General features: G+C 69.5%; 16 protein-coding genes and 1 pseudogene. 2 read left to right on the top strand and 15 right to left on the bottom strand.

Translation table 11 applies throughout. The features are described 5' to 3' along the window. The 8 genes and pseudogenes from LR393_RS22755 to LR393_RS22790 all read right to left on the bottom strand — a co-directional run. Positions 1 to 456 (bottom strand): annotated as a pseudogene (locus LR393_RS22755) (hypothetical protein); the annotation flags it as partial. A 162-nt stretch (positions 457 to 618) separates the two neighbouring features. Further along, positions 619 to 1,014 carry an MmcQ/YjbR family DNA-binding protein gene (locus LR393_RS22760; RefSeq protein WP_231486178.1) on the bottom strand — a complete coding sequence of 132 codons (396 nt, stop codon included), beginning with the start codon at positions 1,012 to 1,014 and terminating at the stop codon, positions 619 to 621. An 81-nt stretch (positions 1,015 to 1,095) separates the two neighbouring features. After that, a complete protein-coding gene (locus LR393_RS22765) occupies positions 1,096 to 1,872 on the bottom strand; it encodes a creatininase family protein (RefSeq protein ID WP_231486179.1) in 777 nt (258 codons plus the stop codon). Beyond that, the gene (locus LR393_RS22770; RefSeq protein ID WP_231486180.1) at positions 1,869 to 3,179 is read right to left on the bottom strand and encodes an FAD-binding oxidoreductase; all 1,311 of its coding nucleotides are present in this window, start codon (positions 3,177 to 3,179) and stop codon (positions 1,869 to 1,871) included. Before LR393_RS22770 ends, LR393_RS22765 begins: the two co-directional genes overlap by 4 nt. Next, positions 3,179 to 4,345: a substrate-binding domain-containing protein gene (locus LR393_RS22775; RefSeq protein WP_231486181.1), complete on the bottom strand. Its 1,167-nt coding sequence runs from the start codon at positions 4,343 to 4,345 to the stop codon at positions 3,179 to 3,181. The genes LR393_RS22770 and LR393_RS22775 overlap by 1 nt, the downstream gene beginning before the upstream one ends. A gap of 37 nt (positions 4,346 to 4,382) precedes the next feature. After that, positions 4,383 to 5,159: an ABC transporter permease gene (locus tag LR393_RS22780; RefSeq protein WP_231486182.1), complete on the bottom strand. Its 777-nt coding sequence runs from the start codon at positions 5,157 to 5,159 to the stop codon at positions 4,383 to 4,385. Continuing rightward, on the bottom strand, positions 5,156 to 5,905 hold the full coding sequence (locus tag LR393_RS22785; RefSeq protein WP_345718613.1) for an ABC transporter ATP-binding protein: 750 nt from the start codon (positions 5,903 to 5,905) through the stop codon (positions 5,156 to 5,158). The genes LR393_RS22780 and LR393_RS22785 overlap by 4 nt, the downstream gene beginning before the upstream one ends. Before the next feature lie 14 nt (positions 5,906 to 5,919). Then, the gene (locus LR393_RS22790; protein WP_231486184.1) at positions 5,920 to 7,134 is read right to left on the bottom strand and encodes an amidohydrolase family protein; all 1,215 of its coding nucleotides are present in this window, start codon (positions 7,132 to 7,134) and stop codon (positions 5,920 to 5,922) included. Between the two features lie 198 nt (positions 7,135 to 7,332). Here LR393_RS22790 and LR393_RS22795 point away from each other — a divergent pair, with 198 nt between their 5' ends. Then, positions 7,333 to 7,863 carry a helix-turn-helix domain-containing protein gene (locus LR393_RS22795; protein WP_269327743.1) on the top strand — a complete coding sequence of 177 codons (531 nt, stop codon included), beginning with the start codon at positions 7,333 to 7,335 and terminating at the stop codon, positions 7,861 to 7,863. Between the two features lie 50 nt (positions 7,864 to 7,913). Here the strand turns inward: LR393_RS22795 and LR393_RS22800 are convergent, their stop codons facing one another. The 6 genes from LR393_RS22800 to LR393_RS22825 all read right to left on the bottom strand — a co-directional run bounded on the left by LR393_RS22800 (position 7,914) and on the right by LR393_RS22825 (position 13,570). Continuing rightward, positions 7,914 to 9,200, bottom strand: coding sequence for an amidohydrolase family protein (locus LR393_RS22800; RefSeq protein WP_231486185.1), 1,287 nt, complete (start codon positions 9,198 to 9,200; stop codon positions 7,914 to 7,916). Positions 9,201 to 9,263: 63 nt separating this feature from the next. Continuing rightward, positions 9,264 to 9,899: a hypothetical protein gene (locus tag LR393_RS22805; RefSeq protein ID WP_231486186.1), complete on the bottom strand. Its 636-nt coding sequence runs from the start codon at positions 9,897 to 9,899 to the stop codon at positions 9,264 to 9,266. Further along, positions 9,892 to 10,440: a SigE family RNA polymerase sigma factor gene (locus tag LR393_RS22810; protein ID WP_231486187.1), complete on the bottom strand. Its 549-nt coding sequence runs from the start codon at positions 10,438 to 10,440 to the stop codon at positions 9,892 to 9,894. The genes LR393_RS22805 and LR393_RS22810 overlap by 8 nt, the downstream gene beginning before the upstream one ends. A gap of 221 nt (positions 10,441 to 10,661) precedes the next feature. Next, entirely contained in the window at positions 10,662 to 11,207 is a 546-nt protein-coding gene (locus tag LR393_RS22815) for a hypothetical protein (protein WP_231486188.1), read from the bottom strand. A 123-nt stretch (positions 11,208 to 11,330) separates the two neighbouring features. Continuing rightward, positions 11,331 to 12,515: a D-alanyl-D-alanine carboxypeptidase family protein gene (locus LR393_RS22820; RefSeq protein ID WP_231486189.1), complete on the bottom strand. Its 1,185-nt coding sequence runs from the start codon at positions 12,513 to 12,515 to the stop codon at positions 11,331 to 11,333. Positions 12,516 to 12,703: 188 nt separating this feature from the next. Beyond that, on the bottom strand, positions 12,704 to 13,570 hold the full coding sequence (locus LR393_RS22825; RefSeq protein WP_231486190.1) for a helix-turn-helix transcriptional regulator: 867 nt from the start codon (positions 13,568 to 13,570) through the stop codon (positions 12,704 to 12,706). 142 nt (positions 13,571 to 13,712) lie between these two features. Here LR393_RS22825 and LR393_RS22830 point away from each other — a divergent pair, with 142 nt between their 5' ends. Next, positions 13,713 to 14,348 (top strand): NAD(P)H-dependent oxidoreductase, encoded by a 636-nt coding sequence (locus LR393_RS22830; RefSeq protein ID WP_231486191.1) that lies wholly within the window; start codon positions 13,713 to 13,715, stop codon positions 14,346 to 14,348. Here the strand turns inward: LR393_RS22830 and LR393_RS22835 are convergent. Next, entirely contained in the window at positions 14,326 to 15,843 is a 1,518-nt protein-coding gene (locus tag LR393_RS22835) for an alpha-amylase (RefSeq protein ID WP_231486192.1), read from the bottom strand. The genes LR393_RS22830 and LR393_RS22835 overlap by 23 nt on opposite strands. Between the last annotated feature and the right edge of the window lie 438 nt (positions 15,844 to 16,281).

Here is a 16,281-nt window from a genome sequence, read left to right on the forward strand (position 1 = left end):
GTTCTGGGTCGCGTTGGAGGTGTCGCCGTAGTTCCAGCCGGAGTCCACGTTGAGCGCACCGTTGATGGTGACGTCGTCGGGGTTCTGGCCGAGACCGGCCACCGAGGTGTAGAAGCCGAGGTTGGCCCAGACCCGGTCGTAGGTGCCCGGCTTGAACAGGAAGGCGTAGCGCTGGTCGCCGAACTGGGCCGTGGGGCTGACGTTCTGGGCGTCGAAGGCCGCGTCGAAATCCTTCTGGATGGTGTCGGCCGACGTGGACGAGTCGTAGATCTTGACGTTCTCGCCGAAGTCCGGGGTGTCGGAGGTCGGGAGCGTGGCCTCGTCGGCCGCCGGCTCGGCGGCCGTCGCGGGCCCCATCGGGCCGAACGCGAAAAGTCCCGCGATCAGGGCCAGGACCGAACCGATCAGGATCGCCAGGATCTTACGGCCACGCGGACGCGAAACGGGGGGTGGCATTGCTGACTCCTCGGTGAGCTTGACGGGAGGCGGACGCACTGCGCCACCTGGTCATTCAGGGATTGCTCACCCCGGAGAATTGTCCCCTTCGCGACCGGCGGTCAAGGCGATCGGGGCCACTTGAGGTAACCATGACGGTCCGGCGAGACCGCCATGATGTAGCTAGGACTTAAGGCCCAGCCGGGCGACCCGCCGCGTTCCGGCGGTCAGGCGGTAGGACTCCTGGAGGAGTTCCGCCACTTCCTCCCAGTCACTGGCGGCCTCCAGGTCCAGGCCGATGTAGCCCGAAGGCCCCCGATAGGCGGGCACGAAGCACCGCGGGTCCTGCTCCAGCGCCGTCCGGGAGTCGGGGTCGGCCGGCACGAGCACCGCGTGGTCGTGCGGAACCCACTCCCCCGCCTCCCGCACCGATCCGCCGTAGTAGGCGAAGACCTTGGTCGTGCAGAAGGCGGGGCGCCCGTGCGAGATCTTCTCCGCCGCGTCCGGCAGCCCCAGCGCCAGCTCCCGCACCCGGGCCAGGAGCGGGTCACAGTCCTCGAACATCGTCGGATGCGCCACGCTCACCAGCATAGGAACGCCCACCCTCCGGCGGGAGCGGCAACCACCTTCCTGTGCGTGGCCACCGCTCCCGCCGACGGGTCACGGCCGGAAGCCCGCGATCTCGGTCAGCGCACCCGCGGCCCGCTGCACCGACTCCCCGAACAGCTGCGCCCCGGCCACGGCACTGGACCCCGTCGGGTCACCGATCACCCCCGAGCCGAAGTCGTCGCTCGTCCAGCCGAAACTCACCGGGTAACCGTTGAATCCGATGTACTTCAGGTCGGCCATCGACTCCGGCACGTTGCGCTCGGCCAGAGTCAGGTCGACCAGGTCCGGGCGCAGGTGCATCACCAGGGAGGTCTCCCCGAACCCGGCGTGGATACCCATGCCCAGTTCGTCGGGCTCCCCCTCGGTGCCCCGCCCGGCCCGCTGCACCCCGGCCGGCAGGCTGAACGTGGCCAGGCCGAACTGGCGGCGCAGCTCCCGCAGCGCCACCCCGAGCAGGGCGGTGTTCCCGCCGTGCCCGTTGACGAAAACGACCGTGCGCGCGGGTGTCGTGGCGATCGACCGGCCCAGGTCGATCAGCGTCGACCACAACGACTCCGCCGACAGCCACATCGTGCCGGGGGCCCAGGCGTGCTCGTCCGACTTGGTGTAGGTCAGGGTGGGCAGCAGCCACAGGTCCAGGCCCTGCGAGCGCCCTTCCACCACGGCCGCCTCCGCCACGCTCTCGGCGATCAGCGCGTCGGTCATCAGGGGCAGGTGCGCGCCGTGGTGCTCGATGGCGCCGGTCGGGAGCACCATGATGGACGAGGTGGTCAGCTCGGTCGCGACCGCGGGCCCGGAGAGCTCGGCGAGTTTGTAGCGGCCGCTCATGCCTGCCGCCCGGTGCGAACCGTGAGCTCCTGCTGGAGTTTCCCGGGATTGAGCAGGCCCCGCGGGTCGGTGGTGCGGGCCAGCTCAGCCGTGCGCTCGGGCTGGTAGTCCACGTACCACTGGTGGCAGTTGTGGAAGCCGACGCCGAGTTCGGTCAGCCGGTCGAACCCGGCGTAGACCTCGTCGGCGCTGGAGTAGATCCCGGCCAGCATGCCGATGGGGCGGCCCTTCTGGGCCTCGATGTGCAGCATCCCGCCGGCGTAGACCTGCTCCACCTCGGCGATCCGGTCGATCAGCGCGTCGCCGGCCACCTCGAGGTGGAAGTATTTGCCCGGGAAAGACTTCTGCAGCCACTCGATCGGGTGGTTGTAGGAGATCCGGCTCATCCTCAGCATCGCCTGGGTGCCCTCACGGATCAGCTCGACGCGTCCGCCGGCCTGTTCGACCAGGGCGGTGGCGGCCTCCAGCGAGGCCTGGTCGAGGATCGCGCGCAGGCTGGCCCGCCCGGCCGGGATCCCCTCGTCGGCCGGCAGGGCCTCGGCGAGCGTCACCGGGTCGGCCGAGACCAGCCGCGGGGTGGGCTCCAGGTCCGCGAACGACCGGATCACGCTCAGGGCCTGCTCGAAGGTGCCGAAGCTGGCGAACAGGCCCTTCCACGGCTGCAGCGGTTCCAGCGCGATCTTCGCCCGGGCGATGATCCCGGCCGTGCCGTAGTTGTGGATGTACGGCTCGGCCTCGGCCCCCTCGACGTGCACCAGCCCGGCGTCCTCCCGCGCGTGCACCACGTCGAGCGCGAGCGCGAAGTCCTGGTGCAGCATGCCGTGCCGGATCGAGCCGGTGCCGCCGGAGCCACCCGACAGGAAGCCCCCGATGCTGGAGTTCGCGGTCGAGGGGTACATGAGCACCTGCTGGCCGCGGGCGTTGGCCTCGTGCTCGATCTGGGCCATCGGCACGCCGGCCTCGACCACCACGTACCCGTCGCCGAACTCGACGACGGCTCGGGCCCGGGTGGTGTCCAGGACCAGACCTCCGGACATCGGGATGGCCTGGCCGTAGTTGCCGGTGCCCTTGCCACGCGGGGTGATCGGGACCTGATGACGTACGGCGGCCGCGACCGTCGCGGCGATCAGGTCGGCGCTGGTGGGCCAGGCGACGAGCTCCGCCCGGCCCAGGGGCAGTTGACCGGCGATGATCGGCGACAACCGCGCGCCGTCCACCGACGCGCGATCCAGGGCAGCGGCGTCCTCACTGACGTTCTCCTCGCCCAGCAGGACGCGCAGTTCGGCTGCGAGAGCAGCGACACCCATTACTTCAGCCCGATCGAGGAGTCGAGGAACTCGTTGGTGAACAGGTCGGCGGCCTTCAGGCCCTTCTTCGGGGCGGTGTTGCTCGCGGTGAAGATCGGGGTGTCGATGTCGATGATCTTCTGGATCCGCCCGGCGTCGAAGTCGCCGACGTAGTCGTTGTCACCATTGCTGACGATGCCGTCGGCCAGCAGCGTCCTGACCGAGTAGTCGGCCACGCCCTGGCTGTACACCCAGCCGTTGCTGAACTGCGTGACCAGGTCGAGCACGAGCTCGTTGGTGGTCGCGGGGTCGGCGAAGTAGTCCACCTCGGCCTGCTGCAGCACCGGCACCAGCTTCTTCAGGCAGGGGCTGTCCTTCTCCAGGTCGCCGGTGCGCACCGTCATCGCCGAGGAGTAGAACGGGTAGCCGGCGTCGTGCACCAGCTGGTACTTCACCGCCTTGCCCCAGGCCTTCACCTCGGTCTGGTAGATGTACGGCTCGGCGCTGGCGAAGCCCTGCTGGGCGTCCTTGCCCTGGGCCGCGGCGAACTTGGCCGGGGTGCCGTCGTAGGTGCCGTCGGTGACGCTCTTGTCGAGCTGGCCCGAGCTGATCAGGTACTCCATGTAGGCCGCGCCGCCGAAGTAGCGCGTCACCCCGCCGCTGCTCTTGAGGGCCTGGCCCAGCGAGGCGATGTCGGTGACGCCGGGATAGGTCGACGGGTCCCACATGATCATCTGCGGGCTCTTCTCCAGCGGCGCGAACACCGCGGTGATCGGGTTGTCCTTCGACATCCGCACCGCCTCGTCGGTGTTCACGTAGCCCAGCATGATGTCCTTGTCCTGGTACATCTGGCTGGTCACCGTGGAGTACCCGATCGCCGGACCGCCGGAGCGGATCTCGACGTTCACCCCGGTCGACTTCCCCTGGGACATCAGCGGTCCCGACACCGACTTCTTGTCCGCGTCCACCGTGTAGTCCTGCCCCAGCAGCTGGTACAGGTGGCCGTGCTCGGCCTCGGGGTTCCAGTCGGTCTGGAGCACGACGGTGGCCGGGCAGTCCGCCGACAGGTCCACCGCCCCCGCGGCGGCCGGGGCGGCGCTCGCGGTCGAGGACGACGAGCCGCCACAGGCGGCCAGGGCGAGAACGGCGGCGACGGACAGACCCGTGGCCAGAGGACGACGCACCATGTTTGTTTCCTTCGAAAGTTCGGGGGTTGGGGAGTTTTCAGGACTGGTCGGCCCATTTGCCGGTCACCAGCCGGCCCAGCAGACCGAAGAGCAGGAAGACGACGACGCCCAGCAGCGACGCGGTGATGATGGCCGCGAACGTGCCCGGGCCGTTGAGGCGCGAGTTGGACACCTGGATCAGCACACCCAGGCCGGGGGTGCCGCGCTGGAAGAACTGGTCACCGACGATGGCGCCGATCACCGCCAGCCCGGCCGCGGTGCGCAGCCCGACGAAGATCGCCGGCAGCGCCGCCGGCAACTGGAGCTTGAGCAGGGTGGTGAACCGGCCGGCGCCGTTGAGCCGGAACAGTTCCCACTGCGCGCGGTCCACCGAGGCCAGGCCGAACAGGGTGTTGGAGACCATCGGGAACAGCGAGATCATCACCGTCACGATCACCCGGGAGGTGAACTCGTAGCCGAAGATGGTGCCGATCAGGGGGACGATCGCCAGGATCGGGATGGTCTGCAGGATCACCGCGTACGGGTACAGCGAGTGCTCCAGCCAGCGGGCCTGCGACATCAGCACGGCCCAGCTCATCCCGATGACCGTGGCGATGAGCAGGCCGGTCGCGGTGATGACGACGGTCTGAAGAAGGTTCTCGAGCAGCTGCTGCCGGAACTGGCCGTCGGTCAGCGCCTCCTGGAGCACCAGGTGCGGGTAGGGCACGACGAACGCCAGTTCCTTGCTCTTGTCGTACCAGGCGGCGATCGCGTACCAGAGGGCGACGACCAGGCCGAACACGATGGTCGGCTGCCACCAGGGAATGCGCTTCATCGGTGTCCTTCCCGCAGGGCGTGGGAGATCTGGCCCACCAGGGCGGCGAACTCGGGGGTGAACCGGATGTCGGGGTCGCGGGGCATGTCGAACGGGACGTCGAAGCCGGCGACGATCGTGCCCGGGCGCCCCGACATCACCAGCACCCGGGTGGACAGGTACACGGCCTCGGCCACCGAGTGGGTGATGAACAGCCCGGCGAAGTTCTGCTGCACGAAAAGCTTGAGCAGCTCGTCGTTCAGGCGCTCGCGGGTGATCTCGTCCAGGGCCCCGAACGGCTCGTCGAACAGGAACAGCTCCGGGTCGAGGGTGAGCGAGCGGGCCAGGGAGGTGCGCATCCGCATACCGCCGGACAGCTGCCGGGGCAGGTGCTTCTCGAACCCGGTCAGGCCCACCAGGTCGATCGCGGCCGCGGCCCGGGCCGCGCGCTCGGCCCTGGGCACATGGTGCAGCTCGGCCAGTAGCTCCACGTTGCGCCGCACCGAGCGCCAGGCCAGCAGGGTGGCGTCCTGGAAGACGTACCCGATGCGCTGCGACGCCGTCGAGGCGGTGCCGCCCGAGACCTGTTCCAGGCCCGAGGCGATGCGCAGGAGTGTCGACTTGCCGCAGCCCGAGGGCCCCACCACCGAGACGAACTCGCCGCGGGAGACGGTCAGGTCGACGCCGGTGAGCGCTTCGGTGTCACCGAATCGCATGGACACGTCACGGAAGTCGAGGAGTACGGAGGTGTCCGCGGTCATGGTCATCCTTCGTTCGCGGATCAGAAGGCGCAATGGTGGACGACGGAGGAGCTCGCCACGAGGGCGCCCCGGTGAATCACCCGGCGCTGGGCGGGAGCCGCGGCGACCACCTCCCCGAGGCCGCCGCCCCGCACCGCCAGGAAGTCGGCGACCAGGCCGGGCCGCGCGCCGGCCGGGGGCAGGCCCAGCACCGCGCGGGCTCCGGCGGACACCGCGTGGTAGGCCTCGTCGAGATTCAGGTGCCCGGCGGTGACCAGTAGCGACGCGGTCTCCAGGGCGTCCCCGCGACCGACCGGGTTGAACGGGTCGCGCAGGTTGTCGGCGCCACCCGCGACCGGGACGCCGGCGTCCAGGAATGCCCGCAGGGCGGTCAGGCCGCGCGGGGTACCGGCCGGGTGCTCCCAGCCCTGGAGGTAGAGGTTGGTGATCGGCAGGCTGATCACGCCGATCCCGGACGCGAGCACGGCCTCGATCACCGGGACCAGGTCGGCCGCGCTCTGGGTGCCCTGGCGCACGCAGTGCCCGGCGGAGCGGACGCGGCCGGCGGGCCAGTCCCGCACGCTGTTCGCGTAGTGCAGGAGAGTCGGCTCCCGGTGCAGGTTCTCGTCGGTGTGCAGGTCGGCGCCGACACCCCGCTCGACGGCGATCGCCAGCAGCCGGTCCAGGTCGCGCAGCGGGTCGGGGGCCAGGTGGGGTGCTCCCCCGATCAGGTCGGCGCCCAGGTCCAGGGCCGCGTGTACGGTCGCGTCCGGGGTGGACGGGCCGGCCATCGCCACGATCTGGAGATCGACCAGGTGCCGCACCTGTTCGCGCAGGCCGGTCAGGGCCTCCACGCCCCGCAGCGGTTCCGGCCCGGGCAGCAGGTCGACGTGGGAGCGCACCGCCGTGGTGCCGGCCTGGAGCATCATCCGCAGCGCCGCGGTGGCCCGGGCGGCGATGCCCTGGGTGGTCATCGTGCTGCTGTGGGCCCGCCAGGAGTCGATGGCCAGACCGAGATCGCCCATCGGCGGTGAGATCTCGTCCCAGGACAGGGCCTTGTCGAGGTGGGCGTGCGGCTCGGCCGGGGCGGTCAGCAGTAGGTAGCCGGTCAGGTCGAGTTCCCCCGCCCCGGCCGCCGCCCCGGTGGACGGGGAGACCGCGGTGACCACGTCGTCCTCCATGTCGATGTCCACCACCCGCCCGTCGGGCAGGGTGGCGCCGATCAGGCGGCTGAGGTTCTGCTGAATCGCCGGCACGATGCTCCTGTCGTTCTCACGGCCGCTCAGGCCGTACGGCCCTTGCGTAGGATGACCGCGAAATGTTCCTGTGAGGAACATCGGCGAATCTAGGCACCTGTCGTTTCCGTCGTGTCACGCGCGACGTCGACGCTGTAAAGCTTCAGGGAGGCGATCACCGTCAGTGATTCAGCGGACACCAGCGATCCGGCCGCGGCCCTGGGGGCCCGGATCCGCCAGATCCGGCGCGCCCGCGGCCTGACCCTGATCCAGCTGGCCGACACGGCCGGGCTGACCCACGGATTCCTGAGCAAACTCGAGCGGGGATTGGCCAGCCCGAGCATGGCCTCGCTCGACCGGATCACCGTGGCGCTGGGTACCAGCCAGGTGGAACTCCTGGCCGGGCAGGGGAACGTGCAGGTCAGTGCCGTGCACCGGGCCGGCGAGGGCACCGCCGGCTCCTACGGGCTGGGCCGGGCGCGCCTGCTGACCACCGGGAACCGGCGCCTGCAGCCGATGCTGTACGCGGGCGACAACACCGACCCGGGCGAGTTCTACCAGCACGCCGAAGACGAGTTCATCCACGTCACGGACGGGAAGGTCCTCGTCGACCTGGGCCCCGACGGGATCGAGCCGCTGGGCCCCGGTGACTCGCTGTACCTGAGCGGCGGAACACCGCACCGCTGGAGCACGGGCGGCCCGGAGGTCTACCGGCTGTTCATCGTGAAGGAGAACCCGGACGCCCGCTGACTGCACCCCCGCGCCCTGGCCGCCGGCACGACCGTGTACCTGGAGGGTGGTCAGGAGAGCGCCTGACCCAGCCGCGCGACCAGCTCGCTCTCATCGGTACCGACGAGCCGGTAGTCCCGCACCACCACGCGTCCACCGACCACCACGTGCCGCGGGCGTCGTCCCGGACTGGCCCACAACAGCCCGGCCACCGGGTCGGCCACCGCGGCGTCCGCCACCCCGGACACGTCCCAGACGCACAGGTCCGCCGCCGCACCGGGCCGCAGGTGCCCCAGTTCCGGCCGGGCCAGCCCCGCCGCCGACCCCTGCGTGGTGGAGGCCAGCACCTCGCGGGCGCTCAGCGGACGTCCCACCAGAGCCGAGACCTGCATCGCCAGGCGGGCATCCGCGAGCAGGTGACCCGCGTCGTTGCTGCCCCCACCGCTCGTTCCCAGGCCCACCGGGATCCCGGCCTCCAGCAGCGCCGCGACCGGGGCGATCCCCCACCCCATCGGCACGTCACAGCCGGGGGCGTGCGTGGCGCTGACCCCGGCTGCCGCCAGACGCGCGATCTCGGCCGGGGTGACGTCACAGAGGTGGGCCACGGTCACGTCCGGCGCCAGCCACCCCCACTCCGCCAGCAGCTCCAGCGGACGGCGCCCGTACCGCTGCGCCGCGATCTCGACGTCCACCTGCTCGTTGGCCTGGGTGCGTCGGCGCAGCCCGAACCGGGCCGCCACCTCGGCGAGCGCCTCGAAGGTCTCCCGCCGGTCGCTGTGCACCCCGGCCGGCCCGACCGCCAGCTGGAGCATCCCGTCGTCGCCGATCCCGGTGCCGGTCCCGGGCAGCAGGGCCTCGACGATACGGGTGGCGGAGTCGGCGGCCTGCTGCGGATCGTCGCCGGCGCTGCCCCGCACGAACACCAGCCGCGCACCCAGGGCCCGGGCGGAAGCGGCCGTGGCCTGCGCCATCCCGACGTCGTCACACCCGTCCGGCCAGGTCAGATGGTGGTCGGCCACCGTGGTCACCCCGCTCAGCAGCGCCTCGGCCACCCCGACGGACGCGGCGGCCCCGGTCAGTTCCGGGGTGATACCGGCCGCACGGTACCCGGCCGCCATCACGCCGAGCCATTCGCGCATAGGGACCCCGCGGGTGCCCGGCAGCGTGCGGAACGCCGTCTGCAGCAGATGGTGATGAGCGTTGATCAGGCCGGGCGTGACCACCGCCCCCTGGGCATCCAGGGTCTCGCCACCGGTGACGGCCAGATCGGTGATCCACCCGTCCACGGCGGACAGATCCCCGGCGCTCTCGGTGGCCGGGTCGATGAGGATGCGGGTGGCGCCGGTGATCGTGAGCACGGCGGAGTTCTACCAGACGCTCCTACCCGCTCAGGTTTCGCGGTCCGGCGAGCGGTAGCCCGATCAGCCTCCGGCGATCTCCGGGGTACCGGTCAGGTGCACCCCGGCCGCGAACTCGATGATCGTCGCCGTGTCCCAGTCGAAGTTGTCCGGGAACTGGAAGATCAGCGTGTACTTGCCGGACGGAACCCACAGACGAGGATCACCGTCGAGGTACGTGTCCAAGGTCCCCGTCACATCACCGACCTTCACCGGCTTCCCCGCGTCCGACTTCGTCGAGAGCTCCGCCTCGTTCGCCACCATCACCAGGATCTTGCCGCCGAACTCGTTCGGGTCCCGGTTGCTGGCCCCCTCGTCGGCCAGCACGAGGCGACCGGCATCGGCAGCCAGCACGTCCCAGCCGACCGGGACCTTGTCGAGCGAGAAGCCCTTCGGCTGTTTCCCCTGGTAGGTGGTGAGGGCGACCGAGATGGTGGACGAGTGCGGCGCCGGGTTCCCAGTTCCGTCACCGATGCCGGCCACGGAGAAGGCGAGCACGGCAGCCACCCCGGCGGCCAGGCCGGCCGGGACCAGCGTGCGCCGGCGGGCCAGGCGGGCCCGGGCGCGGCGGCCGCGGCGGACATCAGCTTCGACCGCCAGGTCCGAAGGGCTCGCGACACCCGCAACCGCTTCTTTCATCAGATCGCGCAGATCATGCATCGTGAGCTCCGTGGGGTCCATGTACGGCGAATTGAGGAGACATCCGTTCGCGTAGCTTGTCGATTGCCCGTTTTGATTGACTTTTCACTGTTCCGGTCGAGCAGTTCATCGCTTCCGCGGTCTCTTCCACGCTCAGTTCCTGGAAGTAGCGCAGCACCAGAACGGCCCGCATCCGCACCGGAAGATCCCGAAGACCCGCGTAGAGAGCCTCGGTCCGCTCGTTCGACTCGCTCTGGTCGATCGGCATCAGGGTGCTGAGGACCAGGTTCTCGGGGATCTCGTCGGTGACCCGCTCCCGGCGCTGCCAGGGACGCCGCTTCTCGTCGATGAAGGCGTTCACGAGACAGCGCCGGGCGTAGGAGTTCTTGTGCTGGGCCAGGCGGAAGGCCGGCCATTTCACGTACAACGCGGTCAACGCGGTCTGGGTCAGGTCCTCGGCCAGGTGGTGGTCGCCGGCCGTCAGGAGGGTCGCCGTGCCCAGGAGACTGGCGCGCCGTTCCCGGACGAACGCCCGGAATTCGTCGTCATAGCCCGTCTTCATCGCGGCTCCAAATTACTCATACGTCTTTGACGGAACTCGTCGGATCGCCGGTTGCATTCACCGGCAACGAGTTTCCCTCGGCTGACCCGATCCTGCGGTCCGGTCACGCCGGTCTGTCACCCAAGCGCCCGATATTTCGGCCCCCGGGCCGGAGCCCGGAGGGCCGGTGTGACGGTCCACGTCACACCGGCCCACCGGCGGCCCACCGGGGAGAAGGCCGATCAGCCGGCGGCGATCTCCGGGGTGCCGGTCAGGTGCACACCGGCCGCGAACTCGACGATCGTCGCCGTGTCCCAGTCGAGGTTGTCCGGGAGCTGGAAGATCAGGGTGTACTTGCCGGACGGAACCCACAGACGGGGATCACCGTCGCTGAAGGTGTCCAGGCTCCCGGTCACGTCCCCGACCTTCACCGACTTCGCCGTCTTCGACTTCGTCGACAGTTCCGCCTCGTTCGCGACGGTCACCAGGATCTTGCCGGGGAACTCGTTCGGGTCCTGGTTGCTGGCCTTCTTGTCGGCCAGGACGAGCTTGCCCTGGTCGGCGGCCAGCGTGTCCCAGCCGACCGGGACCTTGTCGATGCTGAAGCCGTCGACGGCCTTGCCCTCGTACGAGGTGAGGGCGGCGGAGATGGTGGTGGTGGAGCGAGAGGGCGAGGCCACCACCGGCGAGCTGGAGCCCATCAGGGTGAAGGCGAGTGCGCCGGCGGCTACAGCGGCGGCGATCCCCGCGGGAACGAGGACGTTGCGGCGGGCAATGGTGTTGGTCATGCCCATTAGAACGGAATCCGCCTGGCGCCGGGTTGCATTCGGAACGAGCTTCCTCGGCCGAGGACATGTTGTCTGGAGATTCGCGTCCTCGGCCGAGGACCTCGTCCTCAGTGCGTCAGCCGGCTAGCCGACGCGGGCGAGCGCCACCGAGTAGGTGTGCGCCCCCTGCTTCACGGTGATCTTCTTCGGGGTCTCGCCCGCGGCCAGACCGGCGGGCAGGCTGAGCTTGTACGACAGGCCGTCCCAGGCCGGAGCGGCCAGGGACTTCTTCACGCCGTACTTGCGCACCGTGCCGTCGGCCCCGGTGACCGAGACCAGCGCGGTGCCCTTCTTGAGCAGGGTCACCGCGCGCAGTTCGGCCTGGGCCGTCTTCACCATCGCCTTGGCGTAGGGGAAGCGCTTGGCCTTGTCGGCGGACGAGCCCTTCACCCCCAGAAGCACACCGTAGATCGTGTACTTCTTACCGCCGACGGTGTCGGTGGCCGCGAAGAGCAGACAGGCACCGGCCGGTGAGGTGGTGCCGGTCTTGATCCCGATCACGTTGTCCGCACCGAGCAGCTTGTTGGTGTTGGTCAGCGAGTGCAGCGGGATCTTCACCGCCCGGGTGCTCACGATCTTGCGGAACGCCGCGCTCCTCATGGCCGCGGGGGCCAGGTCGAGCAGGTCCTCGGTACTGCTGGACGACTTCTTGTTCACCCCGTGCACATCCACGAAGGTGGTGTTGGTCATCCCCAGGGCCTTGGCGTTCTTGTTCATCCGGGCGACGAACTTGGCCTCGGTACCGGCGTCCCAGCGGGCCAGGGTGACGGCCAGGTTGGAACCCGATTCCAGGAGCAGGCCCTGCAGCAACTGCAGCTGGGTGAGGTTGACACCGGCCTTGACCTTGAGCACCGACGCACCGTCGGCCTTGAGCTGGTTGTAGGTGGTCACATCCTTCTTGGTGATCTTGATCGTTGGCCCCTTGGCCCCTGCGGCCAACGGGTGATCTTTCAGAATGGTGTATGCCGTCATCACTTTCGTGACACTGGCGATCGGCACCTGAGTAGCGCTGCTGTACTTCTGACCGATCGTGCCCAGGCCGGCCACCTCGAGGCGAGCTCGCCCCGCGCCCGGCCAATCGATCTCAGGAGCGCCTCCGGCCACCTTCTGGGTGGCCGACACCAGCAGCTTGGCCTTCGTGGCCTTCGACGCCATCGGCACGGCCGAGGCAATCTGTGGAGCCACCGGGGCAACCACGGTCACGGAGGCCACCAGGGCCGCGGCCCCGGTGATGTAGCGCTTCCGGATGGTGCTGCGACGAAAGTTCACCAGCGAAGAATACTGAAAGACGGGCTAAATGTTTCCAAACGCCAGATAAAGCGACTTGTTCCACCCAGCTGCTCGCTCCCTCTCCGGAAGGCGGTCAGCTTCTCCACCGAGGTCTCAGCATCGACCCGGACGCGGCCCGGCGGGCGGTGGGCCAGGCCGTCGAGCACCGGCACCCGGTCCACCAGCAGCTAGGGCGCCTCGCGCGAGGCCACGGCCGACCAGCTCCCGAGCAGGTGCAGAGCATCCTGCGAGGGCTGGTCGACGGCCGCGTAGGCGATCAGGATGAGGCCGCGATCGTTGGTGAGTTCCATTCCCTCACAGACAAGTTCGAGGTCGCCGACGACCGGGTGGTGAAAGCGGTTCACGCTGGCCCGGTGCTCACGGACGTTGTGCGCGGCCCACAGCTGCCGGAACTTCTCGCTACGGGTGGAGAGCTCCCCGACGAGGCCAGACAGGCGCCGGTCGTGCGGGACCCTTCCGGCTTCGGCGCGCAACAGGGAGACCGTCTGTGTCGCCGCCTCGTCCCAGTTGCGGTAAAACGCCTGCGCCCGGGGATCGAGGAAGACGAACCGGCCGAAGTTCACCGGTCGCTGCGGCTGCTCGAACAGGGGTGCGTACACCGCGGCGGCGAGATCGTTGGTGGCCACCACGTCGAGCCGGCCGTTCTGCACGAGCGCCGGGACATCGCGCATCCGGTCAAGAATGTGCTGCACGACCGGCCGGACCGGCCCGGGGTGCCCGGACTCACGTCGGCTCCGGGGGTGGGCGCCGCGATTCGCGAACCGGACCAGGTCGTGGAGGTGGTCGCGCTCGGCCTCGTCCAGCTGCAGCGCCCGGACGATCCCCTCCAGGATCGACTCGGACACCCCGCTCGCGTTGCCCCGCTCCAGGCGCACGTAGTACTCCACGCTCATCCCGGCCAGCAGCGCGACCTCCTCCCGGCGCAGGCCGGCCACGCGCCGGCGCCCACCGAAGTCCGGCAGCCCGGCCTGCTGCGGCGTGAGCCGGTTACGGCGCGAGATCAGGAACTCGCGGATCTCGTTCGGACCGTCCATACCGGCCAATCTACGGGCGCCCCGGCGATCGAGGGGGTCACCAGCATTAACCCTGTAGCCGGGGACTGCCTCGGTCTGCGGTGATCGCGAAGAGTGAACGGCGACAGCATTCCGCCCGTAGAACTCCGGGAGCACCCACACCGTGCACGTACACATCGTCAACGCCCACCTGACCTACCCGAACTGGTCGGAGGGCGCCCTCACCCGAACCATGGTCGAGGCCGCGCGAACGCACCTCCTCGACCTCGGGCACGAGATCACCCAGACCCGGATCGAGGACTCCTACGATCCCCAGATCGAGGTGCAGCGGCACCTGGACGCCCGGCTGGTGATCCTCCAGACCCCCGTCAACTGGTTCGGCGCCCCGTGGATCTACAAGCGCTACGTCGACGAGGTCTTCAACGCCGGTCTCCACAGCACCAGGTTTCTCGAGACCGACGGGCGCACCCGCTCCGACCCGTCCCGTCAGTACGGAACGGGAGGCCACCTGCACGGCCGGGGATTCCTGATCTCCTCCACCTGGAACGCTCCGAGGGACACGTTCAGCAATCCCGGCAGCGTGCTGTTCGGGGGCAAGAGCGTGGACGACCTGCTGCTCGGCCTCAGCACCAGCTACAAGTTCGTCGGCTACACCGTTCTCGAGAGCTACGGCCTGTACGACATCTTCCGCAACCCCTCCGACGTCGAGGTGGGCATCAAGGCCTACGGCGCCCACCTCGACCGGCAACTGGCGGCTCTCGACGCGCCGCCGTCGGCTACACCCGATCTGCCTTCGTGAAGGCGACCGCCCCCTTCGCCGCAACCGTGACACGCGCCTGACCCCGTGCGTCCACTGTTACCGTCGGGCCCGAACAGCGACCCTGGGTGACCGACCCACGGGTGACGTCGCAGTAGGTGCCCGCCGCCAGGCCGGTGCCGAACGTCTCGGTGTGGGGCACCTTGTCGTTGTTGAGCGCCACCCAGCCGGCCTTCCCGCGGCTGAAGGCGATCAGGTTGCCGCCGTTGTCCCACCAGTGGGTCACGGGCGCGCGGCCGACGTGGTTGTGGAAGGAGACCAGCCCGGTCACAGCCTTCTCGGCGTGCACGCAGACCCACGCCGGCGAGGCGCAGTCGGTGTCGGTGATGATGCCGTCGGCGGACGAGGGCGGCGAGGCGTCCGTGGCCTCCCAGGCGAAACTGCTGTAGACCTGCGGGGTTCCGTACCCGTAGGCGAGCAGGAACTGCTGGGCCAGCAGGTTCGTCGCGCCGTCCTTGTAGTTCAGGGAGTCACCGTTGCGCTCGGTGTCGTGGTTCTGCACGAACGTCAGGGTCCTGCCCGAGGCCGGCAGCCCCGCACCGAAGTCCCGCAACGTGGCCAGGCTGCCCGTGGCATCGGCCGGGTAACTCTTGAAGGCGTTCTTCAGCTGGATGTCCGCGTCCAGCCCGAGTACCGCGCCGGCCCCGGTGAAGGCCTCCGGCGACAGGGTTCCCGGTCCCCCGCCGAAGACCTCCAGCGCCACGTAGGGCTTGTCGCCGTCCAGCGTGCGGTTCAGCTTCTTCTGCAACGCGATCAGGTCGTCCTGGCCGACGTGCTTGGCCGCGTCCACCCGGAACCCCGAGACCCCGTAGCCGATCAGCCGGTTCAGGTAGGCCGCGAGCTCGTTGCGAACCTTCGGCTTGTCCGTGCGCAGGTCGGCCAGGCCCACCAGTTCGCACTTGCGCACCTGCTGGAGGTTGTTGAAGTCCTCGATCCCCCCGGTGGACGAGGGACAGTCGGTGCCCTTCTGGTGGAAGTCCGAGGCGTCGTACAGCCCGGCGTAGGCGAAGTGGCTGTACTTCGTACCGCCGTACGACACCGAGCCCTGCCCGGTCATGTGGTTGACCACCGCGTCGACGTAGACCTTCACCCCGGCCTTGCGGCAGGTCTTCACCATCGCCCGGAACTGCGCCTCGCTGCCCATCCGGCTGGTCAGCTCGTACGAGACCGGCTGGTAGATCTCCCACCACGGGTGCAGCACGGTGTCGCTGCCGTTGCCCAGCTCGGTGCGCCTGAGCGAGTCGGCCGGCTGCGAGACCTGCACCCCGGCGTACCCGGCCGGGCCCAGCACGTCGGTGCACTCCGAGGCCACCGAGGCCCAGTTCCACTCGAAGAGGTTCGCCATCACGTCGGTGCGGCCGGGACCGGCCTGCCCGGGTGCGGTGTCGGAGTGCTGCAGGGCCGCGATCCCGCCCAGGGGCAGTCCGATCGCCGCGAACACGGCGATGGCGGCCAGGGACGACGAGCGTGCGGACATACGGGTTCCCCCATCGGTCGACATTGACCTGACGTCATGACACGTTGCGACGCCAAGGTAACGGTGCGCGCACCGTCCCGGCCAGGCTTAGACCACACCTGATTGAGGACGCCGTGGTCGCCCCGGTTTCGCCCGTCCCGACAGCCGGTGGTCGGGATCCTGGGCGCGATGCCGCATCGTCGGCTGCCGGAACCTCCGCTCAGAGCCTGTTATCGCCAATCATGGGCGTCGGCTTCCCCGCCCGGGACCTGTGGACAACGGTTCGGAGCACGCCCGCGGGCCGGTGAGCGCGAGATACCCGCGTGCGGAGACCACGGACGTCCGCCGATGCCCCTTCGAGCCCCGAACCCGGCGGTTCGTGATCAGGCAATCCCCCGCCTTCGGCCGGGCGGTGCCCCCGCTTCCCCGAGGAAGCGGGACGCCTGATCGCGAACTCGA

Source organism: Kineosporia mesophila, assembly GCF_021129235.1.
Classification (GTDB): domain Bacteria; phylum Actinomycetota; class Actinomycetes; order Actinomycetales; family Kineosporiaceae; genus Kineosporia; species Kineosporia mesophila.

Excerpts from the sequence above, each read along its gene's own strand:
- LR393_RS22805 (WP_231486186.1), bottom strand. The coding sequence starts at position 9,899 with ATGCATGATCTGCGCGATCTGATGAAAGAAGCGGTTGCGGGTGTCGCG.
- LR393_RS22810 (WP_231486187.1), bottom strand. The coding sequence starts at position 10,440 with ATGAAGACGGGCTATGACGACGAATTCCGGGCGTTCGTCCGGGAACGG.
- LR393_RS22780 (WP_231486182.1), bottom strand. The coding sequence starts at position 5,159 with ATGAAGCGCATTCCCTGGTGGCAGCCGACCATCGTGTTCGGCCTGGTC.
- LR393_RS22835 (WP_231486192.1), bottom strand. The coding sequence starts at position 15,843 with ATGTCCGCACGCTCGTCGTCCCTGGCCGCCATCGCCGTGTTCGCGGCG.
- LR393_RS22785 (WP_345718613.1), bottom strand. The coding sequence starts at position 5,905 with ATGACCATGACCGCGGACACCTCCGTACTCCTCGACTTCCGTGACGTG.
- LR393_RS22775 (WP_231486181.1), bottom strand. The coding sequence starts at position 4,345 with ATGGTGCGTCGTCCTCTGGCCACGGGTCTGTCCGTCGCCGCCGTTCTC.
- LR393_RS22815 (WP_231486188.1), bottom strand. The coding sequence starts at position 11,207 with ATGACCAACACCATTGCCCGCCGCAACGTCCTCGTTCCCGCGGGGATC.
- LR393_RS22825 (WP_231486190.1), bottom strand. The coding sequence starts at position 13,570 with ATGGACGGTCCGAACGAGATCCGCGAGTTCCTGATCTCGCGCCGTAAC.
- LR393_RS22765 (WP_231486179.1), bottom strand. The coding sequence starts at position 1,872 with ATGAGCGGCCGCTACAAACTCGCCGAGCTCTCCGGGCCCGCGGTCGCG.
- LR393_RS22770 (WP_231486180.1), bottom strand. The coding sequence starts at position 3,179 with ATGGGTGTCGCTGCTCTCGCAGCCGAACTGCGCGTCCTGCTGGGCGAG.